Annotated in this window: 19 protein-coding genes; 9 read left to right on the top strand and 10 right to left on the bottom strand. The window is 73.2% G+C overall.

Annotation, left to right across the window (positions count from 1 at the left end; translation table 11 throughout):
- Nucleotide 1: 1 nt before the first annotated feature.
- The 7 genes from IE272_RS01225 to IE272_RS01195 are packed head-to-tail and all read right to left on the bottom strand — an operon-like array spanning nt 2 to nt 7,944.
- A complete protein-coding gene (locus IE272_RS01225) occupies nt 2-868 on the bottom strand; it encodes an HpcH/HpaI aldolase/citrate lyase family protein (RefSeq protein ID WP_190006077.1) in 867 nt (288 codons plus the stop codon).
- Nucleotides 865-2,064: a CaiB/BaiF CoA transferase family protein gene (locus IE272_RS01220; RefSeq protein WP_050358093.1), complete on the bottom strand. Its 1,200-nt coding sequence runs from the start codon at nt 2,062-2,064 to the stop codon at nt 865-867. Before IE272_RS01220 ends, IE272_RS01225 begins: the two co-directional genes overlap by 4 nt.
- Nucleotides 2,061-2,945 carry a ribokinase gene (rbsK, locus tag IE272_RS01215; RefSeq protein WP_190006076.1) on the bottom strand — a complete coding sequence of 295 codons (885 nt, stop codon included), beginning with the start codon at nt 2,943-2,945 and terminating at the stop codon, nt 2,061-2,063. The genes IE272_RS01220 and rbsK overlap by 4 nt, the downstream gene beginning before the upstream one ends.
- Nucleotides 2,942-4,309 carry an ADP-ribosylglycohydrolase family protein gene (locus IE272_RS01210; protein WP_190006075.1) on the bottom strand — a complete coding sequence of 456 codons (1,368 nt, stop codon included), beginning with the start codon at nt 4,307-4,309 and terminating at the stop codon, nt 2,942-2,944. The genes rbsK and IE272_RS01210 overlap by 4 nt, the downstream gene beginning before the upstream one ends.
- Nucleotides 4,306-5,499, bottom strand: a complete 1,194-nt coding sequence (locus IE272_RS01205; RefSeq protein ID WP_190006074.1) for an ADP-ribosylglycohydrolase family protein — start codon at nt 5,497-5,499, stop codon at nt 4,306-4,308. Before IE272_RS01205 ends, IE272_RS01210 begins: the two co-directional genes overlap by 4 nt.
- On the bottom strand, nt 5,426-6,769 hold the full coding sequence (locus IE272_RS01200) for an ADP-ribosylglycohydrolase family protein (protein WP_190006073.1): 1,344 nt from the start codon (nt 6,767-6,769) through the stop codon (nt 5,426-5,428). The genes IE272_RS01205 and IE272_RS01200 overlap by 74 nt, the downstream gene beginning before the upstream one ends.
- On the bottom strand, nt 6,766-7,944 hold the full coding sequence (locus IE272_RS01195) for an ADP-ribosylglycohydrolase family protein (protein WP_190006072.1): 1,179 nt from the start codon (nt 7,942-7,944) through the stop codon (nt 6,766-6,768). The genes IE272_RS01200 and IE272_RS01195 overlap by 4 nt, the downstream gene beginning before the upstream one ends.
- Before the next feature lie 290 nt (nt 7,945-8,234).
- On the opposite strand from IE272_RS01195, the gene IE272_RS01190 reads away from it, so the two are divergent.
- The 3 genes from IE272_RS01190 (at nt 8,235) to IE272_RS01180 (ending at nt 15,434) form a co-directional block, all read left to right on the top strand.
- The gene (locus IE272_RS01190) at nt 8,235-8,966 is read left to right on the top strand and encodes a VIT1/CCC1 transporter family protein (protein WP_050358293.1); all 732 of its coding nucleotides are present in this window, start codon (nt 8,235-8,237) and stop codon (nt 8,964-8,966) included.
- A 455-nt stretch (nt 8,967-9,421) separates the two neighbouring features.
- The gene (gene gltB / locus IE272_RS01185; RefSeq protein WP_190006071.1) at nt 9,422-13,981 is read left to right on the top strand and encodes a glutamate synthase large subunit; all 4,560 of its coding nucleotides are present in this window, start codon (nt 9,422-9,424) and stop codon (nt 13,979-13,981) included.
- Nucleotides 13,974-15,434, top strand: a complete 1,461-nt coding sequence (locus IE272_RS01180) for a glutamate synthase subunit beta (RefSeq protein ID WP_056706373.1) — start codon at nt 13,974-13,976, stop codon at nt 15,432-15,434. Before gltB ends, IE272_RS01180 begins: the two co-directional genes overlap by 8 nt.
- Before the next feature lie 194 nt (nt 15,435-15,628).
- Here IE272_RS01180 and IE272_RS01175 read toward each other — a convergent pair whose 3' ends face one another.
- Nucleotides 15,629-16,540, bottom strand: a complete 912-nt coding sequence (locus IE272_RS01175) for a rhomboid family intramembrane serine protease (protein ID WP_056706371.1) — start codon at nt 16,538-16,540, stop codon at nt 15,629-15,631.
- Between the two features lie 144 nt (nt 16,541-16,684).
- Here IE272_RS01175 and IE272_RS01170 point away from each other — a divergent pair, with 144 nt between their 5' ends.
- The 4 genes from IE272_RS01170 (at nt 16,685) to IE272_RS01155 (ending at nt 19,180) form a co-directional block, all read left to right on the top strand.
- Entirely contained in the window at nt 16,685-17,434 is a 750-nt protein-coding gene (locus IE272_RS01170) for a vWA domain-containing protein (RefSeq protein ID WP_190006070.1), read from the top strand.
- Nucleotides 17,431-17,994 (top strand): HutD/Ves family protein, encoded by a 564-nt coding sequence (locus IE272_RS01165; protein WP_057662077.1) that lies wholly within the window; start codon nt 17,431-17,433, stop codon nt 17,992-17,994. The genes IE272_RS01170 and IE272_RS01165 overlap by 4 nt, the downstream gene beginning before the upstream one ends.
- Nucleotides 17,995-18,077: 83 nt before the next feature.
- The gene (locus IE272_RS01160; protein ID WP_073958957.1) at nt 18,078-18,545 is read left to right on the top strand and encodes a GNAT family N-acetyltransferase; all 468 of its coding nucleotides are present in this window, start codon (nt 18,078-18,080) and stop codon (nt 18,543-18,545) included.
- A 101-nt stretch (nt 18,546-18,646) separates the two neighbouring features.
- Nucleotides 18,647-19,180: a pyridoxamine 5'-phosphate oxidase family protein gene (locus IE272_RS01155; RefSeq protein WP_373304136.1), complete on the top strand. Its 534-nt coding sequence runs from the start codon at nt 18,647-18,649 to the stop codon at nt 19,178-19,180.
- A 22-nt stretch (nt 19,181-19,202) separates the two neighbouring features.
- On the opposite strand, the gene IE272_RS01150 is transcribed toward IE272_RS01155, so the two are convergent.
- On the bottom strand, nt 19,203-20,189 hold the full coding sequence (locus IE272_RS01150; RefSeq protein WP_056706366.1) for an acyl-CoA dehydrogenase family protein: 987 nt from the start codon (nt 20,187-20,189) through the stop codon (nt 19,203-19,205).
- A complete protein-coding gene (locus IE272_RS01145; protein WP_190006069.1) occupies nt 20,189-21,334 on the bottom strand; it encodes an acyl-CoA dehydrogenase family protein in 1,146 nt (381 codons plus the stop codon). The genes IE272_RS01150 and IE272_RS01145 overlap by 1 nt, the downstream gene beginning before the upstream one ends.
- A 110-nt stretch (nt 21,335-21,444) precedes the next feature.
- Here IE272_RS01145 and IE272_RS01140 point away from each other — a divergent pair, with 110 nt between their 5' ends.
- Together IE272_RS01140 and IE272_RS01135 are read left to right on the top strand one after the other, a co-directional pair.
- Entirely contained in the window at nt 21,445-22,227 is a 783-nt protein-coding gene (locus tag IE272_RS01140; protein WP_056706362.1) for an SDR family oxidoreductase, read from the top strand.
- Between the two features lie 30 nt (nt 22,228-22,257).
- The gene (locus tag IE272_RS01135; RefSeq protein WP_073958960.1) at nt 22,258-22,869 is read left to right on the top strand and encodes a TetR/AcrR family transcriptional regulator; all 612 of its coding nucleotides are present in this window, start codon (nt 22,258-22,260) and stop codon (nt 22,867-22,869) included.
- The last annotated feature ends 14 nt before the right edge of the window (nt 22,870-22,883 follow it).

The raw sequence follows: 22,883 nt of genomic DNA, 5'->3' as shown, positions 1-22,883 counted from the left end.
CTCAGGCCCGCCCGGCGAGCGCGATCGTCCGGCGGGCGGACGCCACCACCGCCGCGTCCACGAACCTCCCGTCCGGCAGGGCCAGCGCCCCCGCCTCCACCGCCGAGGCCGCGACGATCTCCTCGGCCGCCTCGATCTCCTCGGCCGTCGGCCGGAACGCCCGCTCGATCACCGGCAGCTGGCGCGGGTGGATCGCCGCCCGGCCCAGCATCCCGAGCGCCCGCCCCCGCCCGCACGACGTCCACAGCCCGTCCAGGTCCCGGACGTCCGGGAACACCGACTGGGCGGGCGGCGGAAGGGCCGCCGCCCTGGCCGCCACCACGACACGGCTGCGCGGCCAGTCGAGCCCGGCGTCCTCCCGTACGCCCAGGTCCGCCCGCAGGTCCGCCTCGCCCAGGGCGATGCCGCGTACGGCGTGATGGGCCGAGGCGATCGAGTACGCGTGCTCGATCGCGAGCGCCGACTCCAGCAGCGGATACAGCGCCACACCCGGGGCCACGGCCGCCACATGGTGCACCGAGACCGCATGGGTGATCTTCGGCAGCCGGAACGCGGTCAGACCCGGCAGATCCGCCAGCGCCCGGATGTCGTCCTCGCCGTGCACCCGGACATGGACCGGCACCGCGTCCGGGGCCGCCGTGACCTGGTCGCCGAGAAGTTCGGCGGTGGCGGAACGCGCGTACTCCTTACGGTCCTGGGCGACGGCGTCCTCCAGGTCGACGATCACCACGTCCGCCCCGCTGCCCAGCGCCTTGGCCACCACCTCCGGCCGGTCCCCGGGCACGTACAGCCAGGTCAGCGGCGGCCGGCCGACGGGCGGAGGCGGGCCCTCCGGCAGCGGCGGGGCCGGGATCGGGCGGCCGGTCACAGCGCCCCCTGGTCCCGCAGCGCCGCGATCCGCGTCTCCGAGAGGCCGAGCCCGGCCAGGATCTCCTCGGTGTCCGCGCCGTGCGGGCGGCCCGCCCACCGGATTCCGCCGGGGGTCTCCGAGAGCCGGAAGAGGACGTTCTGCATCCGCAGCGGTCCCAGCTCCGGGTCGTCGATCTCGGCGATGGCGCCCAGCGCCCGGTACTGCGGGTCCTCCATCACCTCCCGCACGTCGTGGATCGGCGCGACCGCCGCCTCCGCCTTCTCGAAGCCGTTGAGCACTTCCTCGCGGCTGTGGCGGGAGATCCAGTGGCCCACGGCCCCGTCCAGCTCCTCGGTGTGCTCGGCCCGGGTGGTGCCCGCGCCGAACCAGGGCTCGTCGATCAGCTCCGGGCGGCCGACCAGCCGCATCACCCGCTCGGCGACGGACTGGGCGGAGGTGGAGACCGCGACCCAGTGGCCGTCGGCGGTGCGGTAGGTGTTGCGCGGGGCGTTGTTGCGGGAGCGGTTGCCGGTGCGCGGCTGGACGTAGCCGAGCTGGTCGTACCAGAGCGGCTGCGGGCCCAGCACGGTGAGGATCGGCTCGATGATCGCCAGGTCCACCACCTGGCCCTCGCCGGTCTTCTCCCGTCCCGCGAGGGCGGCCATCACCGCGTACGCCGTGGCCAGCGCCGCGATGGAGTCGGCGAGCCCGAACGGCGGCAGCGTCGGCGGCCCGTCCGGCTCCCCGGTGATCGCCGCGAAGCCGCTCATCGCCTCGGCGAGCGTGCCGAAGCCGGGGCGGTGGGCGTACGGCCCGAACTGGCCGAAGCCGGTGACCCGGGCCAGCACCAGACGCGGGTTGACGGCGTGCAGTTCCTCGGGGCCCAGGCCCCAGCGCTCCAGGGTCCCGGGCCGGAAGTTCTCGATGATCACATCGGTCTCGGCGGCCAGCCGCAGCAGCACGTCCCGGCCGCCGGGCGCGGACAGGTCGAGGGTCAGGGTGCGCTTGTTGCGGCCGAGCAGCTTCCACCACAGGCCGACCCCGTCCTTGGCGGGTCCGTGCCCGCGTGAGGGGTCCGGCTTGCGGGGATGCTCGACCTTGATCACATCGGCGCCGAAGTCCCCGAGCATGGTGGCCGCGAGCGGTCCGGCGAAGAGGGTGGCCAGGTCGATGACCTTCAGCCCGGTCAGGGGTCCTGCTGCGGTGGTGCTCATGAGGCCTCGATCTCGCTGCGGTAGGGCATGGACGTGGAAGCGCCGGGCTTCTGGACGCAGAGCGCGGCGGCCGACGAGGCGAACGCCACGGCCTCGGCCACCGGCCGCCCCTCGCCGAGCGCCACGGCCAGCGACCCGACGAAGGTGTCCCCGGCGCCGGTGGTGTCGACGGCGTTCACCGAGGGGGCCTCGAAGAGCACCGGCTCACCGCCCCGGGCCGCGTACAGGCAGCCCTTCGCGCCGAGCGTGATGACGACCTCGGGCACCCGGCGCAGCAGGATCTGCGCGGCGGCGTGCGGCTCGGCCTGCCCGGACAGCTCGGCGGCCTCGTGCTCGTTGGGCACCAACAGGTCGATGTGATCGAGGAGTTCGTCGGGCAGGGGCTGGGCGGGGGAGGGGGTGAGGATGGTCCGTACGCCCTGGCTCCGGGCCGCCCGGGCCCCCTCGACGACGGTGGACAGGGGGAGTTCGAGCTGCATCAGCAGCAGATCGGCGGCGGCGATCGCCGCGATCTCCCCGGGGCCGAGCGCGGTGACGACGCCGTTCGCGCCGGGGATCACCACGATCGCGTTGGCCCCGGTGTCGTCCACCACGATGTGCGCGGTGCCGCTGGGGCCCTCGGCGGTGTGCAGGAGGTCGGTGTCGACCCCCGCGTGTTCGAGGCCGTCGCGCAGCAGGGTGCCGTAGGCGTCGTCGCCGACCGCGCCGATCATCGCCACCTCCCCGCCCGCGCGGGCGGCGGCGACGGCCTGGTTGGCGCCCTTGCCGCCGGGGACCGTCCGGAACTCCCGGCCGGTGACGGTCTCGCCGCGGCCGGGGGCGCGGGCCGTGTAGGCGACGAGGTCCATATTGGTGCTGCCGAGCACCGCGATGCGGGTCATGGGCGCAGAGCCTCCTGATGGGTCAGTGCGGCGAGGGTGTCGAACCCGGCCCGGTCGAAGCCGGGTACGGAGGTGGCGAGCCGGTTCTTCAGCGGAGCCGTCCAGTGCTCGGGCAGGGCGCCCGGCCCACCCGCGAGAAGACCGGCCAGCGATCCGGCGGTCGCCCCGTTGGAGTCGGTGTCCCAGCCGCCGGAGACCGCGAGGCCGATCGACCGGGTGAAGTCGCCGTCGGCGTGGGTGAGCGCGGCGGCCAGCAGCGCGGCGTTGGGCAGCACGTGCACCCAGTGGTGGGTGTCCCCGTAGACGGCGTGCAGCCGGTCCACGACGGCGTCGAACTCCCCTTCCGTACGGGCCGTTTCGATGCCGAGGCGGACCGCGCGGGCGTACCGCGAGTGCGGCGGCACCACCCGCAGCCCGGCGGCCAGACAGCCGTGCACATCGCTCTCGCCGCCGGCCGCGACGGCGAGCGCCGCGGCGGTGAACATCGCTCCGTACACCCCGTTGCCGGTGTGGGTGAGGACCGCGTCGCGGTGGGCCTGGGCGGCGGCCCCGGCCGGGTCGCCGGGGTGCGTCCAGCCGTGCACGTCGGCCCGGATCTGCGCGCCGATCCACTCCCGGAACGGGTTGCGGCGGCGGGCGGTCTCCGGGGGCTCGACGCCCGCCAGGAGGTTGCCGTACGCGATGCGCTCGGCGGTGAACGTACGGCCCGCGGGGAGTTCGTCCAGCCACAGCCGGGCCAGGTCGTCGGTGGTGAAGCAGCGGCCGTGCCGCTGGAGCAACAGCAGGGTGAGAAGCGGGTAGTTGAGGTCGTCGTCCTCCGGCATGCCGTCGATGTTCTCGGCCAGGGAGGTGGCGGCCGAGCGGCGGTTCCAGGGGTGCGCGGCCAGCAGTCCGGCGGGTACCCCGCGTGCGGTGAACCAGGTGGTCGGGGGCCAGTCGCCGGTGGCGCGGGCCAGGGCGCGGATGCCTTCCAGCGGCAGCTTCTCGACCGGCTTGCCGAGCAGGCAGCCCGCCGCCCGGCCGAGCCACGCCGCGTGCAGCCGGTCCCGGCCCACCGCGCGGCCGGAGTCCGCAGGGCCCGGCCAGTGCGGGCAGGCGGCCACGATCTCGTCCAGCCCGGTCGGCTCATCGGCCGCCAACGGGGATTCCAGCAGGGCGAGTTCGTCGAGGAGGCGGCCGGCCAGTGCGCGCAGGCGCGGCGGTGCGGGCGGCTCGGAGGCGCCCGCCCGGTCCGGCGCGGGGGCGCCCCCGGCCGCGTACCACCGCTCCTCGATCTCCCGGGCGTCCCGGCCGTCCTGCGCGGCCTGCCGCAGCTCGTGGCCGATCAGATCCTCGGGCTGCGCCCAGGTGAGGCGGACGTTCACCGCTCACCGGCCAGCGCGCGGAACGCCTGCTCATGGGCCCGGCGGCGCTCCAGGTCCCGGGCGAAGACCTCCCGGGCCACCTGCGCCAGCACCCCCGCCGGGGCGTCCAGGTCCAGCCGGCTCGCCTCCGCGACCGCGGCGGCCCAGTCGGCGGGGGTCTCGCCTCCCAGGGCGCCCACGATCGCCCCGCTCATCGTCGCGATGGAGTCGCAGTCCCGCCCGTAGTTCACCGAACCGAGCACCGTATGCCGGTAGTCACCGCCCCCGACCAGCAACATCCCCAGGGCGATGGGCAGTTCCTCAATGGCGTGCAGCCGGGAGGGGCGGCGTGCGCCGAGCGAGGGGCTCCGGTAGTCGGGCCCCACCGTGTCGAAGGGCTCCACCGCCGCCCGCAGCGGGGCGAGCGCGGACTCGAAGTCGTCGTGCCGCACGGCGACTTCGCAGACCGCCTCGATCGCGGACCGGGTGCCGTCCTTCGCCAGGGCGAGGACGGCGTCGATCACCGTGCCGGGGGTGGCGGCCGGGCGGCAGGCGGCGGCGACGGCGGCCGCGAAGACCCCGGCGGCCTCCCGCCCGTAGGAGGACTGGTGGGGAGCCGCGACCTCCAGCGCCTCGGCGTACGCGGCCTCCGGGTGGCCGGCGTTGACCAGCCCGACCGGGGCCATGTACATCGCCGCCCCGCAGTTGACGATGTTGCCCGCACCGGCCTCGCGCGGGTCCATGTGCCCGTAGTGCAGCCGGGCCACGATCCACTTCTCCGCCAGGAAGATCCGCTGGAGGGGGAGGGCCTCCGCCTCCAGCTCCGGGATCCAGCGGGGCGACAGCAGGTCCGGGACGAGGTGGTCCGCGACGGCGTAGGCGTCGAGGTGGTCGCGGACCCGGTCGTAGACCCGGATCAGCGCATGGGTCATCAGGGTGTCGTCGGTGACGTGCCCGTCGCCCTTGTGGTACGGCGCGATGGGGCGCGCGGTGCGCCAGTCCTCGCCGTACCAGGGGCCGACGATCCCGGTCACCCGGCCGCCGTGGCGCTCGGCGATCTGCTCGGGGGTCCAGCCCTCGACCGGGCCGCCGAGGGCGTCGCCGACGGCGGCTCCGACGAGGGCCCGGGTGATGCGTTCATCGAGTCCGGGCGTGGTGGGGGAGGAGTGCGGGGCCGAGGGGGCGGCTTCCATGGCCGTTGTGGGCGTCATGCCGGAATTGTCCACCCGGGACGGCCGGTTCCGTGGCTGCCAGCAGCCCGGCGAGTTCGATCAGGTCCGTGCCCGCGAGTCGGGGCAGCGCACAGCCCGCCAGTGTCCGGCACGCCTCGCGCCAGCCCGCCGGCACGGCGGTGACCGAGCCGATCGCCCCGGTCAGCGCCCCGGCCAGGGCGGGCGCGGAGTCCGCGACCCGGGACAGACAGGCGGCGGCCGGGATCGCCTGGGCGATCTCGCCCCGGGCCGCGGTGGTGAGGGCCAGGGCGACCGGCACGGTCTCGGCCGCCGCGATCCCGTAGCTGTAGACGTGGTCCACGATCTGGTGCTCCAGCACCGGGACCAGGGCGAACGCCCCGGCCGGCTCGCCCGCGAACTCCCGGGCCAGGCGGACCGCGTGCGCGGCGTTGCGGGCGATCTCGGTGCCCTCGGGGAGCTGGGCGATGGCCGCGTTCACCACCGTGTCGACGTCCGCCCCGGCCAGCGCCACGGCGATCGCGGCGGCCACGGCCCGCGCCCCGTGCACCCCGTCGCCGTCCTGGGTGTAGCGGGCGTCGAACTCGGCGAGCGCGGCGGCCTCCTCCGGGTCGCCCGGGTGGACCACGGCGAGCACGGCGGCCCGCACGCAGGCGGCGTCGTCGAAGTAGTGCGGGTTGTCGTGCCCGGTGGCGGGCGGCCGCAGCCCGGCGGCCAGGTTGCCGAGCCCGGCCCGCACCGAGATACGGGCCCGCAGCGGGAGCACCGCCGCCTCGACCTCGGGGGCCCGGGCGCTGGCGGCGGCGACGGTGGCGGCCAGCGCGTTCCAGGCCCGGTCGACCGCGTCCCGCATCCGGCGGCCGGAGGAGAGGTCCGCCGCGTCGTCGGCCGCCGCCGCCAGCACCGTACGGGCGGCGAACGCGGCCCATTCGGCGTCGTCGGACGGGCCGAGCCGCAGCGGCTCGGGCGGCTGGTTGAGGGCGATGGGCACCGGGAGCGTGGTGGTTGCGTTCTGCTCGGCGAAGGTGTCCAGCTCCCGGGTGAGCCGCCGGGTCCACTCGGGCATCCGGGCCGCCCGGTGCCGGGCGGCGGGCCAGCCGGCGGCGTCGCCCGCCGCGAGCCCGAGCAGCAGCCCTTCGATCCGGGCCCGGCGGGAGGGGGCGGGGCCGCCGGGAGAGGCCGCCGCCCCGGCCGCGTCGCGTGCCGTCTCCGCCACCGGGCCCGCTCCTGCCGCGCCGCGGGGCGTGGTCATGCCCGGCACGCCCCCGGTCGCGTCCCCTGCCGTCGTCATCGCCGGTCCTCCCGTACGGGTGCGAAGGAGGCCGCCGCGGACGCCATGTCCCGTACGGGCTCGAAGGGAGCCGCCACCGACGCCATGTCCCGTACGGCCGACGGCTCGCGACCGCCGCCCCGCTCCGGTGGGGCCTCTGCCGGTCCGGCCCCGTCCGGGTCCTCCGGGGTCAGCAGCTCCGCGATGTCCAGCACGTGGTAGCCGCGCATCGAGGGCAGGCAGCTGCCCCGGACCGGACCGATCGCGCCCGCCCAGTCCGGCGGGATGGCGCTCTCCCCGTTCAGCGCCCCGGCCAGGGCGCCCGCCACCGCCGCCGTCGTGTCCGCGTCGCGGCCCATGTTGACGGCCGTGAGCACCGCCGTCCGGAAGTCCCCGCGCGCCGCCGTGAACGCCCCGAACGCCAGGCCCACCGCCTCCGGCGCGAGGTCGGTCCACGGGTAGCCCGCGATCACCACCGCCGAACGCACCGCCCGCTCCATCGTGAGCCGGTCGGGGTGGGGCCGCTGGGCCGCCGCCACCGCCCGGCGCAGGGACCGGGCCGTCCAGGAGTCCATCGGGACCACCGAGAGCGCGGCCGCGATCACCGAGGCGAGGCCCGAGCCGACCATGGCCGCCGCCACCCCGGCCGCCACCGCCTGGCCCCCGTAGATCCCCTCGCCCTCGTGGCTGACCCGGCCGTCCACCGCGACCAGCCGGGCCGCCTCGGCGGGGCGGCCCGCCGCGAAGACCCCGAAGGGCGCCGCCCGCATCGCGAGCCCGTCGCTCCAGGCGTGCCGGTGCTGGGCCGAGATCGGCGCGGCCAGGCCCCGGCGCAGGTTCTCCAGCGTGCCGCGCTCGCTGAACCCGGCCCCCCGGAACGGGCCCTCGTCCAGGTCGGCGATCCAGTGGTGCCACGCCCGCTCCACATGGGAGACGTCGAGCGCCGAGCCGTGCCGGGCCAGCAGCAGCCCGGAGAAGATGGCGTACTCCGTGTCGTCGGTGCCCGCCGGGTCATCGCTCACGAACCCCTCGATCCGCCCCCAGCGGCGGCGGATCTCGGAGGGCCGCAGGTTCTCCGCCGGGGCGCCGAGCGCGTCCCCGACCGCCAGTCCCAGCAGCGCACCCCTGGCCCGGTCATTGCCGACGGCCGTGTCCATCGCGTCGCCCTTCGCTCGTCCGGCGGTGGGAATCCCCATCCGAGTCCGAATCCGAATCCGAGTCCGAATCCGATTCCGTTTCCGGGCCCTGTCCGCATCTGTGCCACGCGGCGGGCGAGGAGAGGCGGAAAACAGCGGGAAAGGGGCCAGGCGGATGACGGCCCGGATAGCTAAGGCTGGCCTTTCTTCGCAGGTCAGAGGGGTGGTAAGCCAGGCCTGGCTTGCTGGCGGAGGTCGCCCGGACGGCGTAGTTTGGACTCTGTCGAAAGTTGTATTCAGTGGGGAACGGCGGGGTGACGGCCCGCCGGAGCAAAGGGGAGAAGCACGCCGTGGCCATCATCGAGACCGAAGCCGTCCTGCACGAGGCGCACCGGGACAACCACACCCACCGGGATGTGAACGGCGGCTGGCTGCGCCCCGCCGTCTTCGGCGCGATGGACGGTCTGGTCTCCAACCTCGCCCTGATGACCGGGGTCGCGGGCGGCGCGGTCTCCCAGCAGACCATCGTGATCACCGGCCTGGCGGGGCTCGCGGCCGGGGCCTTCTCCATGGCGGCGGGTGAATACACCTCCGTCGCCTCGCAGCGCGAGCTGGTCGAGGCCGAGCTCGACGTCGAGCGCCGCGAGCTCCGTAAGCACCCCAAGGACGAGATGGCCGAGCTGGCCGCCCTCTACGAGTCCCGGGGGGTGGACGCCCCGCTGGCCCACGAGGTCGCCCGGCAGCTGTCGCGCGACCCGGAGCAGGCGCTGGAGATCCACGCCCGCGAGGAGCTCGGCATCGACCCGGGCGACCTGCCCTCGCCGCTGGTGGCCGCCGTCTCGTCGTTCGGCGCGTTCGCGCTCGGCGCCCTGCTGCCGGTTCTGCCCTACCTCCTCGGCGCGAGCGCCCTGTGGCCCGCGGTGCTCCTCGCGCTGATCGGGCTCTTCGCCTGCGGTGCGGTGGTGGCCCGGGTGACCGCCCGCAGCTGGTGGTTCAGCGGACTGCGCCAGCTCGCCCTGGGTGGTGCGGCGGCGGCGATGACGTACGGACTCGGCACCCTGTTCGGCGTCGCCGTCGGATGACGCGGGTGACGCGGGCGCGTGGGCGGGCGGCGTAACCGGGCCGCCCGAACGGCGCAACGACGCGGCAACCCGTGTGACGTACGTCTTGGCGCCGCCCACTGGGCGGGACGGGTCCCGCGGCCGTAAAATGAGACTCTATGCAGGGCTACACATAAGTAGCCGTTACTCGGTGGTTTCGTTTCCGTCGCCACCGGGCATGAGCCGTAGGCACCGCAGGCAACGACGCCTGCTCTCTGCGACTCCCCGGGCGCCGATCTTTCCGACAGCGACCCACCCCCTGGTCGGTCCGGTCACCTCTGGTCACCCAGTCACTTCCGGTCACCACGGTGTCCGCATGTTGGAACACGCCTTCCGCTTCTTGAGAAGCGCCCCATCATGTAACCTGCACGAAATTTCGCAGAGGGCCAACGTCGTCCCTCGGCACCGCAAATGCCACGACGACGACGGGAGAGCCGATGCGTATCGACGCCTGGTCGCCCATGGACGGTCGCCCCGCCCAGCAGGGGATGTACGACCCCCGTAACGAACACGACGCCTGTGGTGTCGGGTTCGTGGCCACTCTGACCGGTGTGGCCAGCCATGAGCTGGTCGAGCAGGCGCTGACCGTACTGCGCAACCTCGAACACCGCGGCGCCACCGGCTCCGAGCCCGACTCCGGCGACGGCGCCGGCATTCTCTGCCAGGTCCCCGACGCCTTCCTCCGCGCCGAGACCCCTTTCGAACTCCCCGAGGCCGGCTCGTATGCCGTGGGCATCGCCTTCCTCCCCTCGGACGACTCCACCGAAGCCGTCCGGACGATCGAGGAGATCGCCGCCCAGGAGGGCCTGAAGGTCCTCGGCTGGCGCGACGTCCCGGTCACCCCCGCGCTTCTCGGCAACGGCGCCCGCGCCACCATGCCCGAATTCCGCCAGGTCTTCGTCGCCGACGGCGAGAGCACCGGCATCGTCCTGGACCGCAAGGCCTTCGTCCTGCGCAAGCGTGCCGAGCGTGAGGCCGGGGTGTACTTCCCCTCGCTCTCCGCCCGCACCATCGTCTACAAGGGCATGCTCACCACCGGGCAGCTGGAGCCGTTCTTCCCGGACCTCTCCGACCGCCGCTTCGCCTCCACGGTCGCGCTGGTCCACTCCCGCTTCTCCACCAACACCTTCCCCAGCTGGCCGCTGGCCCACCCGTACCGCTTCGTCGCGCACAACGGCGAGATCAACACGGTCAAGGGCAACCGCAACTGGATGAAGGCCCGCGAGTCCCAGCTCGCCTCCGAACTCTTCGGCCAGGCGCAGCTCGACCGGATCTTCCCCGTCTGCACCCCGGACGCCTCCGACTCGGCCTCCTTCGACGAGGTCCTGGAGCTGCTCCACCTCGGCGGGCGCTCGCTGCCGCACTCGGTGCTGATGATGGTCCCCGAGGCGTGGGAGAACCACGACTCGATGGACCCGGCCCGGCGCGCGTTCTACCAGTACCACGCCACGATGATGGAGCCCTGGGACGGCCCGGCCTGCGTCACCTTCACCGACGGCGTCCAGGTCGGCGCGGTCCTCGACCGCAACGGTCTGCGCCCCGGCCGCTACTGGGTCACCGACGACGGCCTCGTCGTGCTCTCCTCCGAGGTCGGCGTCCTGGACATCGACCCGGCGAAGGTCGTCCGCAAGGGCCGCCTCCAGCCCGGCAAGATGTTCCTCGTCGACACCGCCGAGCACCGCATCATCGAGGACGACGAGATCAAGGCGTCCCTCGCCGCCGAGCAGCCCTACCAGGAGTGGCTGGAGACCGGCGAGATCGAGCTGAGCGACCTGCCCGAGCGTGAGCACATCGTGCACACCCACGCCTCGGTCACCCGCCGCCAGCAGACCTTCGGCTACACCGAGGAAGAGCTCCGCGTCATCCTCGCGCCGATGGCCCGCACCGCCGGCGAACCGCTCGGCTCCATGGGCACCGACTCGCCGATCGCCGCGCTGTCCGAGCGCCCCCGGCTGCTCTTCGACTACTTCACCCAGCTCTTCGCCCAGGTCACCAACCCGCCGCTGGACGCCATCCGCGAGGAGCTCGTCACCTCGCTGCGCTCCTCGCTGGGCCCCCAGGGCAACATCCTGGAGCCGACCGCCGCCGCGTGCCGCAGCGTCACGCTGCCCTTCCCGGTGATCGACAACGACGAGCTCGCCAAGCTGATACACATCAACGCCGACGGCGACATGCCGGGCATGAAGGCCGCCACCCTCTCCGGTCTCTACCGGGTCGGAGGCGGCGGCGAGGCGCTGGCCGCGCGGATCGAGCAGATCTGCGCCGAGGTCGACGCCGCCATAGAGGACGGCGCCCGCCTGGTCGTCCTCTCCGACCGGCACTCCGACGCCGAGCACGCGCCGATCCCCTCCCTGCTGCTCACCTCCGCCGTCCACCACCACCTCATCCGCACCAAGCAGCGCACCCAGGTGGGCCTGCTGGTCGAGGCCGGGGACGTCCGCGAGGTCCACCACGTCGCGCTGCTCATCGGCTACGGCGCCGCCGCGGTCAACCCGTACCTCGCCATGGAGTCCGTCGAGGACCTGGTCCGCGCCGGCACCTTCATCGAGAACATCGAGGCCGAGCAGGCCATCCGGAACCTGATCTACGCGCTCGGCAAGGGCGTCCTGAAGGTCATGTCCAAGATGGGCATCTCCACCGTCGCCTCCTACCGGGGCGCGCAGGTCTTCGAGGCCGTCGGCCTCGACGAGGCCTTCGTCGCGACGTACTTCAACGGCACCGCCACCAAGATCGGCGGCGCCGGTCTGGACGTCGTCGCCAAGGAGGTCGCCGCCCGGCACACCAAGGCGTACCCCGCCTCCGGCATCGCGGCCTCGCACCGCGCGCTGGAGATCGGCGGCGAGTACCAGTGGCGGCGCGAGGGCGAACCGCACCTGTTCGACCCGGAGACGGTCTTCCGCCTCCAGCACGCCACCCGCAACCGGCGCTACGACATCTTCAAGCAGTACACGGACCGGGTGAACGAGCAGTCCGAGCGCCTCATGACGCTCCGCGGCCTCTTCGGCTTCGACTCCGGCCGCGAGCCGATCTCCCTCGACGAGGTCGAGCCCGCCTCCGAGATCTTCAAGCGTTTCTCCACCGGCGCCATGTCGTACGGCTCCATCTCCCGCGAGGCGCACGAGACGCTCGCCATCGCGATGAACCAGCTCGGCGGCAAGTCCAACACCGGCGAGGGCGGCGAGGACTCCGAGCGCCTGTACGACCCGGCGCGCCGCTCCTCCATCAAGCAGGTCGCCTCCGGCCGCTTCGGTGTGACCAGCGAATACCTGGTCAACGCGGACGACATCCAGATCAAGATGGCCCAGGGCGCCAAGCCCGGCGAGGGCGGCCAGCTGCCCGGCCACAAGGTCTACCCGTGGGTCGCCAAGACGCGTCACTCGACGCCCGGCGTCGGCCTCATCTCGCCGCCGCCCCACCACGACATCTACTCCATCGAAGACCTCGCCCAGCTGATCCACGACCTGAAGAACGCGAACCCGCAGGCGCGGATCCACGTGAAGCTGGTCTCCGAGGTCGGCGTCGGCACGGTCGCCGCAGGTGTCTCCAAGGCCCACGCGGACGTCGTCCTCATCTCCGGCCACGACGGCGGAACGGGCGCCTCCCCGCTCACCTCGCTCAAGCACGCGGGCGGCCCCTGGGAGCTCGGCCTCGCCGAGACCCAGCAGACCCTGCTGCTCAACGGTCTGCGCGACCGCATCGTCGTGCAGACCGACGGCCAGCTCAAGACCGGCCGCGACGTCGTCATCGCCGCACTGCTGGGCGCCGAGGAGTTCGGTTTCGCGACCGCGCCGCTCGTCGTCTCCGGCTGCGTCATGATGCGCGTCTGCCACCTGGACACCTGCCCGGTCGGCATCGCCACCCAGAACCCGGTGCTCCGCGACCGGTTCTCCGGCAAGGCCGAATACATCGTCAACTTCTTCGAGTTCATCGCCGAAGAGGTCCGCGAGATCCTCGCCGAGCTGGGCTTCCGCACCATCGAGGAGGCCGTCGGCCACGCCGAACTCCTCGACACCGACCGGGCGATCACCCACTGGAAGGCGCAGGGCCTGGACCTGGCTCCGCTCTTCCACGTCCCCGAACTGCCCGAGGGCGCGGTCCGCCACCGCATCGTCGAGCAGGACCACGGTCTGACGAAGGCCCTCGACAACCAGCTGATCAAGCTGGCCGCCGACGCGCTCGGAGCGACGAGCCCCGAGGCCGCCCAGCCGGTCCGCGCCCAGGTCGCGATCCGCAACATCAACCGGACCGTCGGCACCATGCTCGGCCACGAGGTGACCAAGAAGTTCGGTGGTCCGGGCCTGCCCGAGAACACCATCGACATCACCTTCACCGGCTCGGCCGGCCAGTCCTTCGGCGCGTTCCTGCCGCGCGGCGTGACCCTGCGCCTGGAGGGCGACGCCAACGACTACGTCGGCAAGGGCCTCTCCGGCGGCCGGGTCGTCGTCCGCCCGGACCGGGGCGCCGACCACCTCGCCGAGTACTCCACCATCGCCGGCAACACCATCGGCTACGGCGCGACCGGCGGCGAGATCTTCCTGCGCGGCCGCACCGGCGAACGCTTCTGCGTCCGCAACTCCGGTGCGCTCGTCGTCTCCGAAGGCGTCGGCGACCACGGCTGCGAGTACATGACCGGCGGCCAGGCCGTCGTCCTCGGCGAGACCGGCCGCAACTTCGCCGCCGGTATGTCGGGCGGCGTCGCGTACGTCATCGACCTGAACCGCGACAACGTCAACGTCGGCAACCTCGGCGCGGTCGAGGAACCGGACGACACCGACAGGCAGTGGCTGCACGACGTCGTGCGCCGCCACCAGGAGGAGACCGGCTCCACCGTCGCCGAGAAGCTCCTCGCCGAGTGGGACACCGCCGTGACCCGCTTCAGCAAGATCATCCCGTCCACGTACAAGGCAGTGCTCGCCGCCAAGGACGCCGCTGAGCTCGCCGGTCTCTCCGAGCAGGAGACCACCGAGAAGATGATGGAGGCGGCGACCCATGGCTGACCCCAAGGGCTTCCTGACCACCGGACGCGAGGTCGCCCAGACCCGCCCCGTTGCCGAGCGCGTCAAGGACTGGAACGAGGTCTACGTTCCGGGCTCGCTGCTCCCGATCATCAGCAAGCAGGCCGGCCGCTGCATGGACTGCGGCATCCCGTTCTGCCACAACGGCTGCCCCCTCGGAAACCTCATCCCCGAGTGGAACGACTACGCCTACCGCGAGGACTGGACCGCCGCCTCCGAGCGGCTGCATGCCACGAACAACTTCCCGGAGTTCACCGGGCGGCTGTGCCCGGCCCCCTGCGAGTCGGCGTGCGTGCTCGGCATCAACCAGCCCGCCGTCACCATCAAGAACGTCGAAGTCTCCATCATCGACAAGGCGTGGGACAGCGGCGACGTCACCCCGCAGCCGCCGGAGCGCCTCTCCGGCAAGACCGTCGCGGTCATCGGCTCGGGCCCGGCGGGACTCGCCGCCGCCCAGCAGCTGACCCGGGCCGGCCACACCGTCGCCGTCTACGAGCGCGCGGACCGCATCGGGGGCCTCCTCCGCTACGGCATCCCCGAGTTCAAGATGGAGAAGTCGCACATCAACCGCCGCATCGAGCAGATGCGCCTGGAAGGCACCAAGTTCCGTACGGAGGTGGAGATCGGCAAGGACATCGACGCCGCGAAGCTCCGCCGCCGCTACGACGCGGTCGTCATCGCGGCCGGCGCCACCGTCTCCCGCGACCTGCCCGTCCCCGGCCGTGAGCTGGGCGGCATCCACTTCGCGATGGAGTACCTGCCGCTCGCCAACAAGGTGCAGGAGGGCGACCTGACCGTCGCCCCGATCCACGCCGGCGGCAAGCACGTCGTCGTCATCGGCGGCGGCGACACCGGAGCCGACTGCGTCGGCACCGCCCACCGCCAGGGCGCGGCCTCCGTCACCCAGCTGGAGATCATGCCGAAGCCGGGCGAGGACCGGAACGCGGGCCAGCCGTGGCCGACCTTCCCGATGCTCTACAAGGTCACCTCCGCGCACGAGGAGGGCGGCGAGCGGGTCTACTCCGTCTCCACGACCCACTTCGAGGGCGACGAGGACGGAAACGTCGCGGCCCTCCACCTGGTGGAGGTCGAGTTCAAGGACGGTAAGCTGGAGCAGAAGCCCGGCACGGAGCGGCGCATCCCCGCGCAGCTCGTCACCCTCGCCATGGGCTTCACCGGAACCGACCAGTCCAACGGTCTGGTCCAGCAGTTCGGCCTGGAGCTCGACCAGCGCGGCAACGTCGCCCGCGACGAGCACTACGCGACCAACGTCGACGGCGTCTACGTCGCCGGTGACGCGGGACGCGGCCAGTCGCTGATCGTCTGGGCGATCGCCGAGGGCCGCTCCGCCGCTCGCGGAGTGGACCGCTTCCTGACCGGGACCAGCGCCCTGCCGGCGCCGATCCGCCCGACGGACCGCTCACTGCTGGTCTGAGCACCACCCGGGTTCCCCCTGGGCCACGCGGCCCGGGGGAGCCCCCACAAGACGTCCCGTACAACGGCGTACGGAACTGAACGCGGCGCCTGCCTGTCCCCGACCGGACTCCAGCGGGCGCCGTGGCGCGTCCGGGGCCGGGTTCCTTCCGAGGCGCCCGGCCTCAGCGCCGCCCGGGCTCGGCGCCGTCCGCCTCAGCCGCCCGTCAGCGCCGAGGTCTTCAGCACCACCGCCACCGCGAACAGGCCCGCCAGCACCAGCCCGCCCGCGAGCTGGACCGGCCACACCCGCAGCTTCGCCGGCGCGAAGGCGAGCCCGTACGTCACCAGCGCCCCGGTCAGCAGCCCGCCCAGGTGCCCCTGCCACGAGGTGAACGCGGCCGAGATCAGCATCCAGAGCAGGAATCCGGCCATGAAGCGGTTGACCGCCGCCATGTCACGGCCGAGCCGCCGGTGGATGACCCAGTACGCGGCCGCCAGCCCGAAGACCGCGCCGGAGGCGCCGACCGTCGAGGTGTCCGGGGCCACCAGGTACACCAGGACCGAACCGCCCACCGCCGACAGCAGATACAGCGCCAGATAGCGGGCCCGCCCCAGCTGGCCCTCCACCGCCCGGCCGATGTTCCACAGCGCGAACATGTTGAACACCAGGTGCATCACCCCGAACGAGGCGTCCGGAGGAAGGTGCAGGAACGCCCCGGTCACCAGCCGGTACCACTCCCCGTCCGCGATGCCCGTCAGCTCGTACCCGGCGTACGTGTCACCCCGGTAGTAGTACTGCTCGCCGTCCGGCCCGGTGAGCACCGCCCCGAGCACCGCGAACCGGTCCACGATTTCCGGCCTGACCACCTCGCCGATGTAGACCAGGACGTTGAGCGCCATCAGGACGTACGTCACGATCGGCGCCGTCGCCCGGGACACCGCACCGCCGAAGACCGTACGGGCCTGGCGCACCGAGCGCTGCCCCTCCTTCACGCACTCCACGCAGTGGTGCCCGACAGCGGCCTCCCGCATGCAGTCCGGGCAGATGTAGCGGTCGCAACGGGTGCAGCGGACATACGTCTCGTAGGACGGATGGCGGTAACACGCGGTGGCGGCGGCCTCCATGGCCGGCTCCTTCACTGGGAATGTGCAACGGGGCCGGTGGGGGCGGCGGCGATCAAGATAGCGAACCGGTGTGACCGGCCCTAAGCCCGGGGCCGGTCGTGGCCTACGCTCGAGGTCCGCGGAGCACAGAACAGGGGGGCCGTCATGAACAGTGCGAACACGGCCGTGGGCACCGGCCCGGCCATCAGCCTCACCAAGGTGCGGGAGACGGCTCCGGCCCTGGTCAGCCACTACAGAAGTGCCGGGATCTCGCTGGAGAAGCATGGGCTGGGCGGTCACCGCGCGGCCGTCTACCTCGTCCTCGACCACTCCGGCTCGATGAAGCCCTACTACAACGACGGCAGCGTCCAGGCGCTGGCCGACCGGGTGCTGGGCCTGTCGGCCAACCTCGACGACGACGGCACTTTGCCGGTCGTCTTCTTCTCCACCGACGTCGACGCGGTCACCGACATCGCCCTGGACAACCACCACGGCCGGATCGACGAGATCTGGGCGGGCCTCGGGCACATGGGGAAGACCAGCTACCACCTGGCGATGGACGCGGTCATCGACCACTACCTCGACAGCGGCTCCACCGACCCCGCCCTGGTCGTCTTCCAGACGGACGGCGGGCCGATCAACAAGCTCGCCGCCGAGCGCTACCTGTGCAAGGCCGCGAAGCTGCCCCTGTTCTGGCAGTTCGTCGGCTTCGGCAACACCCGCAGCAGCCAGTTCGACTTCCTGCGCAAGCTCGACGAGCTGGCCGTCCCCGCCAAGCGGACGGTCGACAACGCCGGATACTTCCACGCCGGCGAGGACCCCCGGAAGGTCCCGGACCCCGAGCTGTACGACCGGCTCGTCGCCGAGTTCCCGCTCTGGCTGGCAGCCGCCCGGGAACAGGGGATCGTCCGATGACGGTACGGATCCTGCGCGCCGCCGACCGCGCGCCCGTCCCCTGGAAGAACGGCGGCGGGACCGTCCGCGAGATCGCCACCGGCCCCGGGGGCGCGGGGACGGACGCCTTCGACTGGCGGGTGAGCCTGGCGGACGTCACCGCCGACGGGCCGTTCTCCGCCTTCCCCGGTGTGGAGCGCGTCCTGACCGTGGTCGAGGGCGCGGGCATGGACCTCGTCGTCGGCGGCGAGCACCACATCGTCGACGAGCCGCTGTGGCCGCACGGCTTCCCCGGCGACCTGCCCACCGAGGGCTTTCTGCTGGCCGGCCCCGTCGTCAATCTCAACGTCATGTACCGCAGGGCCCGTACGCGGGCGGAGACCGCCGTCGTCTGCGGCACGGTCCGTCTGCTGCCACCGGAGGGCGGCGCGGTGCTGGCCGTCTCCCTGGACGACGGCGCGGAGCTGGAGGGCGGGGGCGTCCGACTGGACCGCTACGACGCGGTGCTGGCGGCCGGGGCGTCGCCCGGGGTCCTGCGGACGATGGGCCAGGCGGTGCTGATCACGTTCTCGGACGTGTGACCGACCGCCCCCACCGGCGGGCGGGCCCCGGCGGGCGGGAAACTCGACTGCCGATCCCACCGCCGCGGGATACGGTCGCACGCATGCCCGAAAATGTATCCGGAAGCACCGTGATCCGCCGCTATGCCGCCGCTGACGAGAACGCGGCGGTGGACGTCTGGTCCCGTGCCGGCACTGCGGCCCACCCCTTCATCCCCGGCGAGGGCGAGGGCGAGCGCGCCCGCAAGATGCGCGAGGTCTATCTCGTCCACGCGGAGAACTGGGTCGCCGAGACGGACGGCCGTGTGGTGGCCCTCCTCGGCCTCCTGGACGCCGAGATCGGCGGCCTCTTCGTGGCTCCGGAGGCACAGGGCACCGGGGTGGGCCGGCGGCTGGTCGAACACGCTGCGGCGCTGCACGGCTCCCTGACCCTGGAGGTGTACGAGAAGAACACGGGGGCCCGGGGCTTCTACGCCCGGCTGGGCTTCGTGGAGGAGAGCCGCCGTGTCGACGAGGAGTACGACGAGGTCATGCTGAGGCTCACCCGGCCGGCTCCGGGGAACCGCGCCTGAGGCGGTGACGGCGGTGCGGGGGTGACCGTGTCCGGCTCGGCGGAACTCGCCCGCCTGTCGCGCGCAAATACCGACAGGAGATGTCGGGTATCGGGTGTTCCATGGCTCCCATGACGTCTTCATCGCCTTCGCACGCGCCCGTGTCCTGGGACGGCTTCGCCACCGCCGAGCCCGCATTCGCCGACACCGTGCGAGCCCGCTTCCGCCTCTACAAGCACCACGTCCTGGCCACCCTGCGGAAGGACGGCTCGCCCCGGGTCACCGGCCTGGAGGCCGACTTCCGCTTCGGCGAGCTGCTGCTCGGCATGATGCCGAACTCCCGCAAGGCCCTGGACCTGCGGCGCGATCCGCGTTTCGCGCTCCAGGCCAACCCCGGGCCCGACGCCGAGCTGAACGACGGGGACGTCCGTGTCAGCGGCCGGGCCGTGGAGATCACGGACCCGGAGGTGATCGCCCGCTTCATCGAGGAGGCGAGCCCCCCGGAGCCCTTCCACCTCTTCCGGGCCGAGCTGACCGAGGTGGTCCGCATCGGGCTCGACGGCGAGGCGCTGGTCATCCGGTCCTGGCGCCCCGGGCAGCCGCTGCGCACCGTGCGCCGCACCGGCGACGACACCCCGCCGACCGAGGTGTCCTGAACCGGGTCCGCGCGCCCGGCTCTCAGCCCGCCAGCACCCGGGCCCGGCAGGCGGACGGCGTCCCCCAGGCGTCCCGCAGCGGCCGGGCCCGGCGCAGCCACCACGCGAGGTCCAGCTCCTCGGTGTAGCCGACCGCGCCGTGCGACTGGAGCGCGGTGCGGGCCGCCGCGTACGCCGCCTCGCCCGCCGCCGCCTTCGCCGCCGCGACCGCCGCCCCCGCCCCGGCCGTTCCCCCGGCCAGCTCCACCGCCGCCCCGTACAGCAGCGGGCGTGCGAACTCCAGCCCGATCAGGGTGTCCGCGAGCCGGTGCTTGACCGCCTGGAACGACCCGACGGGCACCCCGAACTGGGTGCGCTGCTTCACGTACGCCACGGTCGCCCGCAGCAGCTCCTCCCCGCATCCCAGCGCCAGGGCCGCCGTGGCGAACCCCGCCAGATCGCCCGCCGCCCGCGCCGCCCCGCGCACCCCGGGACCGGCCGCCGCCACCGCGCCGCCCGCCTCCGGCCGGAACAGCCGCCGCGCCGGATCCGCCGACGCCGACGGCTCCCCGGGCCCCGGCGCGATCCGCAGTTCGTCGCCGTCCACCGTGAACACCGCGTCCGCCGCGTCCGCGTCCAGGGCGTACGGCCCGTGCCCCGCCAGCCGCAGCGAGACCACCGCGCCGCCGGAGGCGATCCGGGGCAGCCACTCCTCGGCCGCCGGCCCGCCCGCCCCGCTCAGCAGCACCCCGGCCGCCAGGGTCTCCGCCACCGGTCCGGGCACCGCGTGCCGCCCCAGCTCGACGCAGGCGACGGCCAGCTCCACGGGGAGCGGCCCGAGACCCCCGTACGCCTCCGGGACCGCGAGCGCGAACACCCCCGCGTCCGCGAGCCGCCCCCACAGGGCCCGCCCCGGCCCGCGATCCCCGGCGGCCCACGCCCGCAGGACCGACGGCGTGCCGGCCGCCGTCAGCATCGCGTCCAGCGAGCGGGCGAACTCCCGCTGCTCGTCGTCGAGGAGGAAACGCATCAGTGCCGTCCCTTCGGCAGGCCGAGCAGCCGCTCGGCGATGATGTCCCGCTGGATCTCGTTCGTCCCGGCGTACACGGGGCCCGCGAGCGCGAAGACGTACCCCTCCGCCCACGCCGTGTCCGCCAGCTCCGCGTCCGGGCCCAGCAGATCGAGCGCCGTCTCGTGCAGCGCTATGTCGTAACCCGACCAGAACACCTTGTTCAGACTGGACTCGGGCCCCAGCGACGCCCCCGCCGCGAAGCGGGACGCGGAGGCGGCCGTGAACAGCTGATACGCCCGCGCCCCGATCACCGCGTCCGCCACCCGGTCCCGCAGCGCCGTGTCCGCAGGGTCGCCCGTCCTCCGCCACAGGTCCTTCAGCCGGTCGGCGGCGGCCAGGAAACGGCCGGGGGAGCGGAGGGTCAGGCCGCGCTCGTCGCCGGTGGCCGACATGGCGATGCGCCAGCCCTGCCCCGGCTCCCCGATGACGTCCCCGTCCGGTACGAAGACCTCGTCGAGGAAGATCTCGGCGAACGCGGGCTTCCCGTCCAGCCGCCCGATGGGGCGCACGGTGACCCCCGGCTCCGACAGCCCGAACATCAGATACGTGAGCCCGTGATGCGGCTTCGAAGCCCCGGGGTCCGTACGGAAGATGCCGAAGGCCCGGTCCGCGAACGCCGCCCGCGAGGACCAGGTCTTCTGCCCCGACAACAGCCAGCCGCCGTCCGTGCGCACCGCCCGCGACCGCAGCGCCGCCAGGTCCGACCCGGCCTCCGGCTCCGACCAGGCCTGCGCCCAGATCTCCTCGCCGCTCGCCATCGGGGGCAGCACCCGGGCCCGCTGCTCGGCCGTGCCGTGGGCGAGGAGGGTCGGGGCGAGGAGGCTGATCCCGTTCTGCGAGACCCGGCCCGGTGCGCCCGCCGCCCAGTACTCCTCCTCGAACGCCAGCCAGCCGAAGAGGTCCGCGCCCCGGCCCCCGTACTCCTCCGGCCAGGAGACCGCCGACCACCGGCCGGTGTGCAGCAGGGCTTCCCACTTCCGGTGCGCGGCGAACCCCTCCTCGGTCTCCAGGGAGGGCAGCGGCCGGGCCGGTACGTGCTCCCGGAGCCAGCCCCGGGCCTCGGAGCGCAGGGCTTCTGTCCGTGCCGTGTGCGCCAGATCCATGAAGCGCCCGCCTTCCGTCCGGTCGGCCCGTCGCCGAGGGCGTTCCCTAACAAGTGTTTGGTAGGTTAACGTACGACCCACAGACCGTCGAGAAGCCGGGGGACCGGGCCATGGACACACCGCCGTACGTGCCGGGACACGGACTGCTGGCCGGCCGCACCGCCGTCGTCACCGCCGCCGCCGGAGCCGGGATCGGCGGCGCGACCGCCCGCCGCTTCCTGGAGGAGGGCGCCCGCGTCGTGATCGGCGACGCCCACGCCCGCCGGCTGAAGGAGAGCGCACACGCCCTCGCCGACGCGTTCGGACCCGACCGCGTCACCCACCTGACCTGCGACGTCACCGACGAGGATCAGGTCGGGGCCCTCTTCGCACACGCCGAACGCGTCCACGGCGGCCTGGACATCGTCGTCAACAACGCGGGCCTCGGCGGCACCGCCGAACTCACCGAGATGACCGACGACCAGTGGACGAGGATCCTCGACGTCACCCTCAACGGCACCTTCCGCTGCACCCGCGCCGCCCTGCGCTCCCTCAAGGCCGCCGGAACCGGGGGAGTCCTCGTCAACAACGCCTCCGTCGTCGGCTGGCGCGCCCAGCGCGGCCAGGCCCACTACGCCGCCGCCAAGGCCGGCGTCATGGCCCTCACCCGCTGCGCCGCCGTCGAGGCCGCCGACTACGGCGTACGCGTCAACGCCGTCGCCCCCAGCCTCGCCATGCACCCGCACCTGGCCAAGGTCACCTCCGCCGAACTGCTCGCCGAACTCACCGAGAAGGAGGCCTTCGGTCGGTACGCCGAACCCTGGGAGGTCGCCAACGTGATCGTCTTCCTCGCCAGCGGCTACTCCTCGTACATGACCGGCGAGGTCGTCCCCGTCAGCAGCCAGCATGCGTGAACACACGGGCCGCGGGCGGACAATGGCCGGGTGCCTACCAAGAAGAAGCCCCAGGTGACCCCCACGCCGGAGCGACGCGGAGAACTGCTCGCCACCGCCGCCGAGGTCTTCGCCGCCCAGGGATACAACGCCACCACCGTCCGCCGGATCGCGGACGAGGCCGGGATGCTCGCGGGCAGCCTCTACTACCACTTCGATTCCAAGGAATCGATGATCGACGAGATCCTCTCCACCTTCCTCGACGAGCTCTGGCAGGGCTACGACGCGGTCCTGGAAGCCGGTCTCGGCCCCCGCGAGACCATCGAGGCCCTGGTCACCGAGTCCTTCCGGGAGATCGACCGGCACCGCCCCGCCGTCGCGATCTACCAGAAGGAGTCCAAGCACCTCGCCACCCAGCCGCGCTTCGCCTACCTCGTCGACTCGCAGACGAAGTTCGAGAAGGCCTGGCTCGGCACCCTGGAACGCGGCGTCGCCGAAGGCGTCTTCCGCGACGACCTCGACATCCGCCTCACCTACCGCTTCGTCCGCGACACCGTCTGGGTCGCGGCCTCCTGGTACCGGCCCGGCGGACACCACAGCCCCGAAGAGATCGCCCGTCAGTACCTCTCGATGGTGCTCGACGGAATCGCCCTGCGTACGTAACCGGAAACGGTCCA

It is taken from the genome of Streptomyces anulatus (assembly GCF_014650675.1).
Classification (GTDB): domain Bacteria; phylum Actinomycetota; class Actinomycetes; order Streptomycetales; family Streptomycetaceae; genus Streptomyces; species Streptomyces anulatus.
This window is presented reverse-complemented; position numbering and strand designations above follow the sequence as displayed.

Bases quoted from the DNA above. Each gene is read 5' to 3' on its own strand.
- IE272_RS01140 (WP_056706362.1), top strand. From the start codon at position 21,445: ATGGACACACCGCCGTACGTGCCGGGACACGGACTGCTGGCCGGCCGC.
- gltB (WP_190006071.1), top strand. From the start codon at position 9,422: ATGCGTATCGACGCCTGGTCGCCCATGGACGGTCGCCCCGCCCAGCAG.
- IE272_RS01165 (WP_057662077.1), top strand. From the start codon at position 17,431: ATGACGGTACGGATCCTGCGCGCCGCCGACCGCGCGCCCGTCCCCTGG.
- IE272_RS01195 (WP_190006072.1), bottom strand. From the start codon at position 7,944: ATGGGGATTCCCACCGCCGGACGAGCGAAGGGCGACGCGATGGACACG.
- IE272_RS01160 (WP_073958957.1), top strand. From the start codon at position 18,078: ATGCCCGAAAATGTATCCGGAAGCACCGTGATCCGCCGCTATGCCGCC.
- IE272_RS01220 (WP_050358093.1), bottom strand. From the start codon at position 2,064: ATGAGCACCACCGCAGCAGGACCCCTGACCGGGCTGAAGGTCATCGAC.
- IE272_RS01200 (WP_190006073.1), bottom strand. From the start codon at position 6,769: ATGACGACGGCAGGGGACGCGACCGGGGGCGTGCCGGGCATGACCACG.
- IE272_RS01145 (WP_190006069.1), bottom strand. From the start codon at position 21,334: ATGGATCTGGCGCACACGGCACGGACAGAAGCCCTGCGCTCCGAGGCC.
- IE272_RS01150 (WP_056706366.1), bottom strand. From the start codon at position 20,189: ATGCGTTTCCTCCTCGACGACGAGCAGCGGGAGTTCGCCCGCTCGCTG.
- IE272_RS01180 (WP_056706373.1), top strand. From the start codon at position 13,974: ATGGCTGACCCCAAGGGCTTCCTGACCACCGGACGCGAGGTCGCCCAG.
- IE272_RS01155 (WP_373304136.1), top strand. From the start codon at position 18,647: ATGGCTCCCATGACGTCTTCATCGCCTTCGCACGCGCCCGTGTCCTGG.
- rbsK (WP_190006076.1), bottom strand. From the start codon at position 2,945: ATGACCCGCATCGCGGTGCTCGGCAGCACCAATATGGACCTCGTCGCC.
- IE272_RS01170 (WP_190006070.1), top strand. From the start codon at position 16,685: ATGAACAGTGCGAACACGGCCGTGGGCACCGGCCCGGCCATCAGCCTC.
- IE272_RS01205 (WP_190006074.1), bottom strand. From the start codon at position 5,499: ATGACGCCCACAACGGCCATGGAAGCCGCCCCCTCGGCCCCGCACTCC.
- IE272_RS01175 (WP_056706371.1), bottom strand. From the start codon at position 16,540: ATGGAGGCCGCCGCCACCGCGTGTTACCGCCATCCGTCCTACGAGACG.